This window comes from Salipiger mangrovisoli (assembly GCF_015223355.1).
GTDB lineage: Bacteria > Pseudomonadota > Alphaproteobacteria > Rhodobacterales > Rhodobacteraceae > Salipiger > Salipiger mangrovisoli.
The window spans coordinates 127,972-140,944 of sequence record NZ_JADFFK010000017.1 but is presented as its reverse complement, the minus strand read 5'-3'; the positions used below and the strand labels follow the sequence as shown (position 1 = coordinate 140,944).

Genomic DNA, 12,973 nt, shown 5'->3' with positions numbered 1-12,973 from the left:
ACGTTGTTCTCGCGGTTGGCCAGCACGGCGGTGTCGGCGGTGAGCACGAGCGTCTCGTGGCCCGCCTTGCGCACCCGTTCGATCAGCGCGCGGATGCGGTCATCCTCGCCCGGCAGATAGGCCTGGAACCAGCCGTCGGGATTGGCCCCGCGCACACGCTCGAGCGGGGTCAGGGACGAGCCGCTGAGACAGTAGGGAATGCCCTCGGCCTGCGCGGCGCGGGCCATGGCCACATCGCCGTCGCGCGCCATCAGCGCGACGATCCCCATGGGCGCGATGCCAAAAGGGGCCTGCCAGTCGCGACCAAAGAGCGGATGGGTCAGGCTGCGCCCCTCGACTCCGCGCAGCACGCGGGGCACCAGCCGGTATTCCGAAAACACTGCGCGATTGTCCGCGCGGGCGGTGGTCGTCTCGGTGCCACCGGAGATATAGCCAAAAAGCGGTCTCGGCAGGCGCCGCCGCGCCGGGGTTTCAAAGTCGTTGAGGCTCAGCAGCTTGGTCATCGGGTTCCTCCGTCCGCGGCTGACCCTAGGCGGGTTCGGAAAGCGTGAAAACTGCAAATCGAGGTCGGCTTCCTTTCGTGCCACGCGCCACCAGGCTGGCTTCAGCACGTAGCACCGTCGTGCACCAAAGGCCTTTTGCGTGCGAAACTGGCCCTGCATGCATCGTCTGATAAGGCCAAAATATGTATCGAGGTCTGCCGTGGCCAATCTGGGTCACCGCCATTGTGGTTGCTCTACGCTCTGAACCCTAGATTTAGAAATGTCTTGTCGGAATCGGACTTTAGTGTCATCCATGTCCTGACGGCGTACGACGCTATATCACCGATCTAGCGTCAGGACGCAGAAGAGCCCAACAACGGGCCCGAAGTGAGGCAGAGCAGAGATGACGAGCATGTCCAACCGTGCCGAGCAGCCAAGTCCCGTGCAGGGAATCGGCTCCAGCGCAATTGGAGACTATGCGGCTGCGCTCGCAGGCTCACTCGATAGACAGATGCGCCTTGCTTACAAGCCAGAGGACCGAAAGTCGCTGCGTCGTTTCTCCTCGACTGAAGTTGCCGAGATGATCCGAGTAAGCACTTCCAATCTTCGAAACCGGCACAAGGATGGCAGTTTTCCGGAAGTATACACGGATGCGCGAGGCCATCGCTACTACACCGCAGAAGATGTAACTGCGTTGCGGGAAATCCTTTCCGCGACCGGCAAGAATGCCTCTCTCTACAAGCCAGGTAGACGGCAGGATGACCACTTGCAGGTCATCTCGGTCGTCAATTTCAAGGGAGGCTCGGCCAAGACGAGCAGCTGCATTCATCTGGCCCAGAGATACGCCCTGAGGGGCTATCGCGTGCTCGTGCTCGACATGGATCCCCAGGCTTCGCTGACGACATTCTTCGGTTTCCGGCCCGAGCTGGAATTTTCTGAAAGCGGGACGCTCTACGACGCGCTTCGCTATGAGGAGCAGATGCCGCTCTCCTCTGTGATCCGAAAGACCTATTTCCACAATCTCGACATGGTCCCGGCGGGCCTCATGCTTTCCGAGTATGAGACCGAGACCGCCAACGCACTGTCAAACCGTATCCAGCCGATCTTCGCGGAAAGACTCACCCTTGCACTGGAGGAAGTCGAGGCGGACTACGACCTCGTCCTGATCGACTGCCCGCCACAGCTCGGCTTCCTGACGCTCACTGCGTTGGCGGCGTCGACAGGCATGCTTGTCACCGTGGTGCCGAGCATGCTCGACATCGCATCAATGAGCCAATTTCTCAAGCTTGCGTCGGAGACCGTCGAAGCTGTCGAAGATGCTATCGGCCGCAAGGTGACTTGGGATTTCGTCAAATTCCTGATCACCCGATACGAGCCGAGTGATGGTCCGCAAACTCAGATGGCAAGCTACCTACGATCTATCCTCCTTCACGAAGTTCTTACGGAACCTTTCCTGAAGTCCACCGCCGTCAGCGATGCCGGGATGACCCAGCAAACGGTCTACGAGGTCGATCCGAGCCAGTTTGTAAGAAAGACATTGGACCGGGCCGTAAGCTCTGCGAACAGCGTGGCTGATGAACTCGAAACGGTGATCCAGAGGGCATGGGGGCGCTAATGGGACGAAAGATTTTTGGCGATGCGGTCGAACAGCCCTCAGCATTGCAGCAGGACCCCTCCCCTGCCCCGTCGAAGCGCTCCTTTGGCGGATCGGTTGGCGGTCTGCGTGAAAGCCTCCGCGAGATAACGGCCAATTCGATCCGAGACATCGACCCCGCGCTGATTGAACAAGACGGTCTTCGGGATCGACTTAACATCGATGGCCCCGAGATCGACGAGCTTGCTGAGAGCATCCGGGTACATGGTCAGCAGGTGCCGATCTTGGTGCGGCAATCGTCCACTCCTGATCGGTACAAGATCGTATACGGGCGGCGGCGTCTGGCTGCGATCCGGAAGCTCGGAATTCCGGCGAAAGCAATCGTTCGAACTCTGGACGACGAAGCGTCGGTGATCGCCCAAGGCCAGGAAAACAACCTGAGGCTGGATCCGTCTTTCATAGAGAAGGCCATATTTATCAGAGAATTACAGGTCGCAGGCTATCCCGCGCAGGTTATTCAGGATGCGCTAGGCCTATCTCGGCAGGGTGTGTCCAACCACAAGGTTGTGCTTGACGCGCTCCCTGCAGAGATCGTTCCGGTCATCGGGCCCGCCCATGGCATCGGGCGGCGGCAGTGGTCCGACCTTGCCAAAGCTTGTGCTCCCCTTGGTGAGAGCTCGGTCGAAATTGCGGAAGCTGCAGTGGTAGATCTCCCAACTGGCACTGATGGAAGCAAGCGGTTTCAGGTAGTCCTCAATGCTTGCCTCGCACACTCTGCCCCTTCCCTCCCAGCTGCGGATGTCCACCGCGGTGGACATCTTGAGGTCCGTGCCGAAGACGGCAGCACGCTCGCGACAATGAAGAGCACAAATGACCGCCTGAATCTCCAGTTCGATCGCAAGGCGCACCCCGAATTCGGCTTGTGGCTCGAGGCGCGTGCGGACGATATTGTCCGCTCCCTCCTTGACCGCTGGCACGAAGAAACCGGCCGAAAGCAATAATCAAACGGCCTGAGACCAAACCGAGCAGCACAGGAGCACGATCAGACACCCAAAAAGCAAAGAGCCCCCCAAACCAAGTTGGAGAGCCCTTCATCATTCTTCGCACCTTTGATGTAGCAGCCTCCATACATACAGTCAAGATACTCCACGACTCGGTGGACATCTAAACTGTTGCCTAAACCCTGTGATTCTATCGCGAGGAAAGGCATCGGGCTCATGCTCTGCGGCGTCGCGTGACGTAACACATGGCATTCGATCAAATGACTCCGCGGCCGTCACCGGCCCGCGATGGTGGTTCTTCGGAAAAGCGCGACCCAAGGGCTGGCACCTGGGACATCCTACGGGCAGTCCGAGACACTCGGCGCAACCTTGGCCTGCGAGCGGCCCACATCCAGACGCTACAGGCCTTGCTGAGTTTCCTTCGACCTGGACAGGGCAACGTTGTTTTTGCCTCGAATGCAGAACTGTCGCGCCGCGCCGGCAACATCGACGAGCGCACTCTGCGCAGGCACATCACCCGACTGCAGGAAACTGGGCTGCTCGAACGCCAAGACAGCCCCAACGGGAAGAGGTATCGCGTAACATCTAGCCAGGGAATGTCCTTGAGCTTCGGCTTGTCTCTGGAGCCATTCTTTGCCGCATCTGAGCGTCTGCGTCGGCTTGCCGAAGACCTTGAGATCGAGAAGCGCGAAATCCGTTACCTACGCAAACGGGTACTTGTTTCCCTTGCCAACATCGAGGCTGCTGCTGAAGGCCCAACAGAGGTGACAACATCCATGCGTCGCGAACTGCGCCGGAGCCTGTCCACCGCGGAGTATCATCAAATTCTCGCGGAACTCCCCTGCCCCGAAGTCTCCGATACTCCTTGTTCCGAGGAAAAGAGTCTCGCAAATTCCGCAAAAATGCCCGCCAATGACGGGCAAAATGACCGGCACTATCAGAAGTCAGAAAAAGAAAGACTGGAATCTGACCACGCCAAAACTCTCAAGGTTCCCGAAGTCATTGAGACCTGCAAAGAAGCAATGGCTTTTGCAACATCCCCAATCCGAACCTGGGATGACCTGCAGAGACATGCCTACGATCTTGCACCAATGCTTGGGATCGACCAACAAACATACATCCAGGCAGCGAAAACCAAGGGAATTCAAGCAGCAACAGTAACAGTTCTATACCTGATCCAAATCGCACATCGGGTGCGCAATCTTCCCGCGTATTTTCAGTCAGTCACCTTGGGAAATCGTGCGGCATCTTTTGACGTCGCACGCGCGGTCAGACGCTTGGCCGCATCGTGCAAACATGCCTAATCACGAAATCTATGAGAGTGGTTTCCAGAGCAGAACTCCCATCACGCCTACTGTCCACCGCGGTAGACATTACGGGCGAGAGCACAGAATTGGGTATGCGTCTCACATCTGCGATGTTACGCCATACGGACATCCCCAAATCTACTCAGCTAGTCTTAGCACGAAACTGGCAGTGTCCACCGCGGTGGACAAATGACACACCTCACACGCCCCACACGTAGTACTGCAATCCTAGCCGACGAAGCGCTGCATCGCCGATAGAACTCACAGGTCACGTGTGGGGCCAATAGGCAGACCAGATCACGTACGACGCTCCTCTGCCGAACATCTTTGAAGACAACTGCTATATTGCACGTGCAACGTCACCGCAAATTTTCGGAGCGCACAAGTCAACGAACTCAGCTTCGCTTGCTGGCATCCGACTGGCGATCACAAGAAGCAGCGCAATTTTGCACCCGCCTTGACTGCCACATGCTCAATCCCCGCAACCTGCGTCAACCCGAAGACTGCAACGCGGCACAATGTGCTCGTCCATTGACGCAGCGAATGGAGATAGCCGCCCATGTTTTCGAAGCGCATATGCGACACGCCACACACAAGTGCTGCTAGCCCCTGCCCTAGATCATACTGCCCGGCGGCTGATCGGAAGTGAGAGACTTGGGTCACGGACAGTCTTGCTGATGTCGTCGTGTCCACCGCGGTGGACACGACGACGAATTGCACGCTCTAGCCATGTCACGCCGCTTCGAACCTGCCTGTTGCACCCAAGTCGGGCGAGCAAGTCTGTTGCATTTGGTGGTGGCCCCAGAACGCAAACACATCAAACGCCTCCCCACGTTGCAGCGCCGGCTCCAGAGCGTAGGCAACAGCAGACCGAGCCGCGGTTTCAATCGAGCAAAGAGACTGGATGCAGGTCAGGCCAAGCGAAACGGGCAGATGAGCCGGTGCCGCTTCCAAATTGGCGAGTGTCAACAAAGCTTCGCGTATGGAGGGAGATCGTGTCCGTCGCTTTTTGTTTGGAACAGGGCAACAGAGCTATGGTGCATCCATCAAGTTATTAAGGGCGGTAGAATTTGCGGCAATGCGGAGCTCGCTCGTCTTCTCATCGTCAGCTTCTTTGCGGTTAAAGTTGGAACCCAGATGAGCGTGGCGATGTGCGTGATAGAATTGTCTACTCGATCCTGCGATGTACAAGCTGGGGGTCGGCCAGAACGGAAGGCAACACTTTCGAAGCCATTTCGTCCTGTCCTGCTGACGGGTCCTAGGTGCTGCAGGTGCATGTTCGTCGTGGGCAATCGAGCTTGGAACGTTGGGGGCCCATCCTGCCCGTGCACGCTCCCGAGCCAAGCTCGAGATCGCGCCCGTTCAGGACCGCGTCCTAGTCTCCGGCGGGCTGTGCCCGCCTACGACCCGAGTCTTACCCCCTCGCTCTCCCTGCGGCCCAAGTGCGGCGCATGCCGTCTCTTTTGAGCCAGCCCGCGCCGCGGCCCCATGGTCGATCAAGAGAGACGTCTCGGCCCTTCGGGTGACGACCGTTCCCTGCGGCTCCGCCTCCGGCTTGTGCGGGTGCCTTGTGTTCCCGGCATCTTCCTGAGCCCCGGCCTCGCGAATTTTTCCGCGGTAGACATCTGGGCTCTGTCCTTACGTTTACCGGCCTCGCTGCTTCTGGTGCCGGCACTTAAATTCTCAGGAGGGAGCCGCGCGGCGCGCGCGTCTCGCATGGGACTGAAGGGCAGGGCAGGGGCTCGACGGGCTGGCGCCCGCTCACCCCCGCCCTGACATGATCCTGATGGTTTGTCCGCCCAACAGACCGGCTCCGGAAAGTCAAAAGACAAGCGCCGCCCTTGGCGTCGTCTCCGCCGGGGCCGTGTCCTCGCGCTGCGCGCTGCGGGCCGCACCACCCCCGTCTCCGATCCTTTGACTGTCCGTGTCCGGCCCGTGGGTCGGGCTTCGCCCTCTCCCACTCTGTTCCGCCGAAAACATGCGTTTCCGGTCAGACAGATTGGCCGAGGCGCAGCCCATCGGCGGAAGGCGGGCGCCAAGCCCCCACCGCCTTCACCACGAAGGAGGCCACAAATGGCTCAGTTTCATTGCACCAGCTGCGGAGAGGTCGAGGAACATGATCTCGTCACGCTCGAAGCTTGTGCATCCTGCGGCGCGACCAGCGTCGTTAATCTCGAGGTTCAGGCGGCGCAGGTCGCCAAGGCGAACGATGCGTTTCGCGCCGCCATCCTCAGCGGTGGACATCCGGACTATCTGGGCCGCGCTGTTTGTACCCAAGGCGTTGCCGCCGAAGGATTGGATTTCGTTGTCCACGCGCAGATCGCGGTCGCGGCCTTCTCGGAGTTCACCGAGGACAACGACCCCTACGGCGATCACACCTTCGGGTCTGTCACCATCGCGGACAAAACCGTCTGGTTCAAAATCGATCTCTACGACGAGAGCTATTCGTTCGGCACCGATGATCCGCTGGATGACGCCCGGACCCGCCGCGTCCTGACCCTGCTTCTCCCCAGCGAATACTGACACCGGCAGCGGGGCGCACCGCGCCCCGCCCTTGCTCCGGACTGTCCCGCGCGACGGGGCAGGGGGCAGGCAAACGCCGGAACCAATCCCCAGAGAGCCGGAAGGAGGTGAGATCAATCAGCGATGAAACCATGAAGCGCCGCATTGCCGAGGCTTGGGCGCTTCTCAGGAAGGGCGATCACTTTGGCATAGGCCGCCGCTTCCTGATCCAGCACGGGGCCGTCTAGGCCCCCACGCCTCAGCCCGTCAGGGCTGGGGCACCCATACCACAAAACTCTCAATCACCACAAGGAATGTGCCAATGACAAAGCAGAGCTCCATTACCGCGGACGACGCCCGTTTCCCGCTCTCCAAGCTGACGCTCTCCGAGATGAACCCGCGCCAGAATGTGCCCGCCGCCGAGGTGGAAGAGCTGGCGGAAAGCATCTGGACTGCCGGGCTGATCCAGAACCTTGCCGGGATCATCAACGGGGCAGGGGGCGCGGAAATCGTTGCGGGTGGCCGCCGTCTTCGTGCCTTGCAGCTGCTCGCCGAGCGGCACCCGGACCTTGCGCAGGAACGCCCGGAACTGGCGAACCCGCCCGTGCGCATCGCGCCCGATCTGTCCACCGCGCAGGCCTGGGCCGTGGCCGAGAACGCTGCGCGCCGCGATCTGCACCCCGCTGATGAAGTCCGCGCCTATGGCAAAATGGAGCGCAGCGGCGCGACACCTGCCGTTATCGCCCGCGCTTTCGCCGTGACCGAAAAAAGCGTCTGCCGCCGTCTTGCGCTGGCCGGTCTGCCCGAGGCGGTGATCGACGCGCTGGCCGCGAACGAAATCACTCTCAATGCCGCCGCCTGCTTCACCATCAGCGCCGACGCGGTGCGCAGCCTCGAGGTGCTGGAGCAGTGCCGGGGTGAGAACTGGTCCGACCACCAGATCAAGAAGGCGTTGAAGCCCGATGCAGTAAAAGACAGCGACCGCCGCGCGCAGTTTGTCGGTATCGAAGCCTATCAGGCCGCAGGGGGCCGGATCGGAGGTGACCTTTTCGCCGAGGAAACCCTGCTCGATGATCCGGAAATTCTCGCCACCGTCTTTGCGGAGCGGTTGGCCGAACGGGCCGAGACCTACACGCGAAATGGCTGGAAATGGGTTGATGTGAGCGAGGATGACTATCTCGGTTACTGGTTCCTGCAGGAGAACGGCTTTGAGCGCATCTACAAGGAGGCGGGCGAGCTATCCCCCGAGCAGGCTCAGCGGTTTTCTGACCTGTCGGACTTGGCCGAGAACGACGCTCTGGATGCAGAAGGGCAGGGGGAGTTTGACGCTCTCAACGCGGTCTTGGGCGGCACCTATACCGAGACGCAGAAGGCGCATGCCGGTCTGATCCTCTATGTCGACCGTCAGGGCACATTTCAGACCTGCGAAGGGCTCATCCGCAAGGGTGACAAAGCGGCGGCCGTCGCTGCGGGCATACTGGAGAAATCACAGCACGGCACAGACGAAACCCCGAAAAGCCCGATCTCCCAAAAGTTGCGCGAGGATCTGGCCCGCGTGTCCCAAGGCGCGCGCCAACATGCGGCGCTGCGCGATCCTGATCTGCTGATCGATCTTCTGGCCTACCAGTTGAGCCATGATTTGCGCTGGAGCAAGCCCTTCGGGCTTTCCACCGAGGACGTGCCGAACTGGCCGACCACAGAAGGCGAGGGCTATGCGCTCGATGCACGCCTGACGGAAGACCCGCCGCGCGACATGTATGGCAAAGACCTTGCCAAGAGCTTCCGCGCCTTCCGCCAAAAGGGGGCCGAGCATGTTCGCGGAGAATTAGTCCGCTTCCTCGCGGCACAGCTGCAGGGTGGGGACGAGAAGCTGGCCGCGCTCATCGAGAAGGAAACCCAGCCCCGCACCCGCGAGGTCTGGACGCCGAATGCCGGCAACTTCTTTGGTCGCATTGGGGGTGCCTACCTGTCGGGCCTGTGGCGCGATCTGCTGGACCTCTCCGCAGAGCACCCGACGGGCACAAGTTTCGACAAGCTGAAGAAAGCGGAGAAGGCCGCGAAGCTCGAAGCCCTGTTCAAAGGCGATCCCGCCCTGCACAGCGTGCTTGGCGTCACCGGCGCGCAGGCGGCGAAGATTGACGCGTGGCTTCCTGAGGGCATGCAGTGAAACACGGGCGGGGCGCATGCGCCCCGCCTTCCCGGGTGGGACGGCGGGCCAGACAAACAGCGATACCGCTTAGGCCCGCCCGTCTGCCCGACCCATACCGGTCCGCGTGCATACCGCATGGCGCGCTCCGCAACTTTCGATGGAGGTTCTCATGCCCGATTTCACTGCCCACCGTCACCCTGTCCTGGCTGTCCGCTGCCCGGAGTGTGATCGCGCTCCCGGGGTCTGGTGCCGCCGTCCGAGCGGGCACAGGGCGAGCGATCTGCACCAAAGCCGAAAGGCGGAGGCGGACCGCGCCTTTGTCGATCAGCACGGCCTCGACGCGAGCGTTGAACGTGATGGCGACGGTTGGCTCATCGATCCACGCGGGCGCACCGGCATCCGGCCTGGTCCCGAGCAGGCCAGATGATCTCTGATCTGTCCTTTGTGGTGAAGGACCACCTGGCCCCGCTTCGGCGGGGTCCTTTTTCGAGGTCCAAGTTGTCCTGCCAGGGCAGGGCGCAAGACCCTGCCCTGGCAGGACTGGCGCTGTCCGCGCGGGAGCCGCTCTCGCGGAAGGGTCCTGCGTTGCCCCGGGGTCGACGTCATGTATGTCCGAGCGCGGCGAGAGGCCCTGTCCTGGGCAGGCGCTGAGAAGCCGATCTCGATCGGTCCGCCATGCCGGCACTGTCAGCCTGATCCATTTAGGGTCTGGGAAATGCGCGCCGGGTCGCGAACCTAGCCCTCAAGGCGGTCTGCGAAAAGCTGGGATGGGGAGGCTCGGTACGAGATCGCGCCGACATTCCCAGATCGCCTTCTTGAGCGCATTTGGCGATCCTCGGCCCGGCCGCGCGTGGCATGCCGGCCGTGATGCTGGCGTTCACGTCTCGATCGAGCACCGTGTCCTGAGCCCGTGCCCGCCATCTTCTGCAGCACGGCCGCCAGGCGCCCCAAGTTTGGCGAGGTCGGCCATCCTTGGTGTCTTCGGCATCCTCATAGAATCCGCCGCTCGAGATGTGACCCAGGGCATAAGTCTCTTTCGCCTCGGACGCTGGGACGAACGTGATGTGCCGTCGCTGGCGCTGCGTGCCACCGCCCGCGATCATCTGACCGGCCAGGGGCGATGCCGGAGGTTCTGTAGCCGCCGTCCATGATTGTCCCGCCTGCAGAGAGCCGAGCTTGCAAGGTGCCGCCCTGTCGCCGCCAGCGTGTTTCGGACACTCAACATGACTCGGTCCGCTCTTCGCGACCGGTCGGCGCTAAAGCGCCGTCCTTCAAACGAAAAACCGGCTTCCGCTTTGCGGACCCTCCGGTTTTTGGTTTGATCGCATCGCGGCCCGGTCTGCTCGTTTTTCACCGAAACACTCAAACTGACGGAGACACAAAATGCGTACCTTTGCAGAATTTCAGATCATCGGCCGGGTCGGGAAAATCAAGGAAGTCGGCCCCACGCTCCGGGTGAGCATCGCCGCCGAATACGGCCGGAAAGATGATCACGGCGACTTCCAGTCGCGCCCCTTCTGGAACGAGGTCACGATCTTCAAGGACAGCGTCATCGGCTGGGCGAAAGAGAATATTGCCCCGGGCGACGTGGTCCACACCCGCGGCACCATGCGCCAGAGCGAATACACCAAGGACGGCCAGACCGTCTACGACGTCACCTTCGCCGCCAACGACTTCGACCTGCTGCGCAAGAAGGCCAGCGAGGGCTGAGGCAAACGGGCAGGGCGGTCCTCGGCCGCCCTTTCCGCCTTGTCAGCCACGCAGCCCACCCTCCGGCGCAATGCGCGCGCCCGGAGCGATCCGCGGAACCGCCGCATCCTTCGGCACGCGCTCTTCTGCTCGCGTCTTTTCGGGATCGTCCGTCAGGGCATGGCTCCTTTCGGTGACGGGGCCGACGCGCATCAGGCTGCGCATGATCGCGCGGCGCTCTTTCCCCACATCCGGGGCGGCGCCGTTCCATCGGCGAGGACGAAGACCGATAGCTGGCATCGCCGGTCCCGAGTTTGGCAAGCACGGACAGGGAGGCATCACCGCACCAGCCATCTGCAGGAACAAGGCATTTCTGGTCCGGGCTAAGGTCCCCAGGTTTTCGTCTCGAATACAAGCAGGCATCCTGGGGCGAGAAGTGCCGGGCAAGCAATCACGGCTCACTCTGCGTGGCCGTGACACGGGTGCGCAGCTTACAAAGTGAACCGCGGAATTGTTGGTCGCTGGTTGCTCTGCCAAGCGCCGGGGGACTACTCTGCTGCAGAGACACTTAAGCCGGAGACCCACGCAAAATGGACGATGAAGCCGATCGAGGCTCGGAAGTTTGCTTCGCCCATCTTCTCGTCGATGGTCATCCGGTCGATCCGGACACGGCACGGGACGTAGCACGGTTCAGGCGGGCCGAGCGGGCACGTCTGATAGCAGCCCGCGCGCTCTCGTCACTCGCGCGAGAAGAAGCGACGACCCGCCTCATTGCTGAGCTCGAGCGGGTCGTGGCGCCGCAGCCCGGCATGACGGTCGCGGCCTATTGGCCAATCCGGGGCGAGCCGGACCTCCGTCCCTGGATGGCGAGGGCACATGCGGCTGGCGCGCGCGTCGTGCTGCCCGTCGTCGTCGATGAAAATGCGCCCCTGGAATTCCGCGTCTGGACGCCGGACTGCAGGATGGCGCGAGGCCTCTGGAATATCTTTGTGCCCGCCGATGGCGAGGTGCGTAGGCCGGACGTCGTCATAGCTCCACTCGTCGGTGTGGATGAGGCCCTCTACCGCCTGGGAAACGGCGGCGGATACTACGACCGCACCTTGGCGAGGATCGATCCGCGGCCGCGCTGCATTGGCGTTGGTTTCGCCGGATGCATGGTGCCGACGATCTTCCCGATGCAATGGGATGTGCCCATGGACGAGATACTGCTCTCGGACGGAACGCAGATGACGCGCTGACGCTCTAGGGGGGGGCTTGCGCGACGCCGCGGTCAGATGGCCAATCATGACCCTGGAGGATGTGCACTTGCCGGTATTTGAAACTGCCGTTCGTGCATGGTGCAGCGAAAGCTGAGTGCGAGCCCAGAGTGACGGATGCTGCAGTACACATGAATATCAGCTACGCTGAGCATCCAACTATGAACATTGAGCACGTGCGGTCGAGGTACGGGAGAACGATGAAGGCAATGCTTTCCTGCGCCACGCCCCAGCCTTTGTTCTTCTCTTTGAAAAAGCTCGTACGCGAGGCACACTACCGCTTGGAAGAGTAGTTGGTCGACTGATGCCACTGCTCTTGTTGCTCGCTCAAGGCCAAACGAAATTGAGAGATGTATGACAGCGACTGAGAACCTAACCAGTTTATTTGAGAATATTCTTCAGTTCTTGCTCAAACATGCCACAGAGATAGGTATTCTCTTGGATATCGTTGGATTCGCCTTCTTGGCCGTGTACTTGGTTGTTGACAATCGAGCCAAGCAAGTCTCGCGTCTGGACGCTAGCTTACAATTTCTTTTCGAACAATTGGGACCCCGACACAAAGAACACTGGCCAATAGCCCGCGAAACCATGGGGATTTCTCTCAAAGACCACCTATTAGTAGAGCGGTTTTGTGGTATATTCGCCAAGTTTCAACCCAATGTATCGCAGGTGGCTTTGGAGGTGATGGATTTGAGGCGACGCTTTGGAGACAGTCGCGGAGGCCCCGACCCAATAATGAAGGGACGCTTCAAGGTTGTTGAACAGGTCGATTGGGTAATCCTTCAAGACACTCGCACTATAACGCCGGAAGCGTTGGAGCACCTTCTAGAGATGAGAGAGTGGCTTGGTAGAGCGCAGTTCAGATATTCCTCGCCTCAGCGTCATATTTGGTTACCTATACTACTAATTCTTTTCGGTTATGGATTTCAATTACTCGGAACTGTATATTGAATCCGCAACAGCATTAATTACGATCCCGTGGGTAATTGTCAG

Annotated in this window: 11 protein-coding genes; 9 read left to right on the top strand and 2 right to left on the bottom strand. The window is 60.6% G+C overall.

The features are described 5' to 3' along the window. The coding region (locus IQ782_RS20655; protein ID WP_194136561.1) for an alpha-hydroxy acid oxidase at positions 1 to 503 on the bottom strand (503 nt) is incomplete at its 3' end. Between the two features lie 391 nt (positions 504 to 894). On the opposite strand from IQ782_RS20655, the gene repA reads away from it, so the two are divergent. From repA to IQ782_RS20625, 7 genes are all read left to right on the top strand, one after another. Next, on the top strand, positions 895 to 2,097 hold the full coding sequence (gene repA / locus IQ782_RS20650; protein WP_194136560.1) for a plasmid partitioning protein RepA: 1,203 nt from the start codon (positions 895 to 897) through the stop codon (positions 2,095 to 2,097). After that, positions 2,097 to 3,077: a plasmid partitioning protein RepB gene (gene repB, locus IQ782_RS20645; RefSeq protein ID WP_240989442.1), complete on the top strand. Its 981-nt coding sequence runs from the start codon at positions 2,097 to 2,099 to the stop codon at positions 3,075 to 3,077. Before repA ends, repB begins: the two co-directional genes overlap by 1 nt. Before the next feature lie 245 nt (positions 3,078 to 3,322). Further along, positions 3,323 to 4,381, top strand: a complete 1,059-nt coding sequence (gene repC / locus IQ782_RS20640; RefSeq protein WP_194136558.1) for a plasmid replication protein RepC — start codon at positions 3,323 to 3,325, stop codon at positions 4,379 to 4,381. Between the two features lie 2,076 nt (positions 4,382 to 6,457). Next, a complete protein-coding gene (locus tag IQ782_RS20635; RefSeq protein WP_194136557.1) occupies positions 6,458 to 6,907 on the top strand; it encodes a DUF3768 domain-containing protein in 450 nt (149 codons plus the stop codon). 301 nt (positions 6,908 to 7,208) lie between these two features. After that, positions 7,209 to 9,053 (top strand): ParB/RepB/Spo0J family partition protein, encoded by a 1,845-nt coding sequence (locus tag IQ782_RS20630; RefSeq protein ID WP_194136569.1) that lies wholly within the window; start codon positions 7,209 to 7,211, stop codon positions 9,051 to 9,053. Positions 9,054 to 9,192: 139 nt separating this feature from the next. After that, complete coding sequence (locus tag IQ782_RS30415) at positions 9,193 to 9,462, top strand: zinc finger domain-containing protein (protein ID WP_420832679.1); 270 nt, start codon at positions 9,193 to 9,195, stop codon at positions 9,460 to 9,462. Positions 9,463 to 10,418: 956 nt separating this feature from the next. Then, a complete protein-coding gene (locus tag IQ782_RS20625) occupies positions 10,419 to 10,745 on the top strand; it encodes a single-stranded DNA-binding protein (RefSeq protein WP_194136556.1) in 327 nt (108 codons plus the stop codon). A 42-nt stretch (positions 10,746 to 10,787) separates the two neighbouring features. On the opposite strand, the gene IQ782_RS20620 is transcribed toward IQ782_RS20625, so the two are convergent. After that, complete coding sequence (locus IQ782_RS20620; RefSeq protein WP_194136555.1) at positions 10,788 to 10,949, bottom strand: hypothetical protein; 162 nt, start codon at positions 10,947 to 10,949, stop codon at positions 10,788 to 10,790. A 365-nt stretch (positions 10,950 to 11,314) separates the two neighbouring features. Here IQ782_RS20620 and IQ782_RS20615 point away from each other — a divergent pair, with 365 nt between their 5' ends. Next, entirely contained in the window at positions 11,315 to 11,962 is a 648-nt protein-coding gene (locus tag IQ782_RS20615; RefSeq protein ID WP_194136554.1) for a 5-formyltetrahydrofolate cyclo-ligase, read from the top strand. Between the two features lie 372 nt (positions 11,963 to 12,334). Beyond that, a complete protein-coding gene (locus IQ782_RS20610) occupies positions 12,335 to 12,931 on the top strand; it encodes a hypothetical protein (protein WP_194136553.1) in 597 nt (198 codons plus the stop codon). Positions 12,932 to 12,973: the final 42 nt, after the last annotated feature.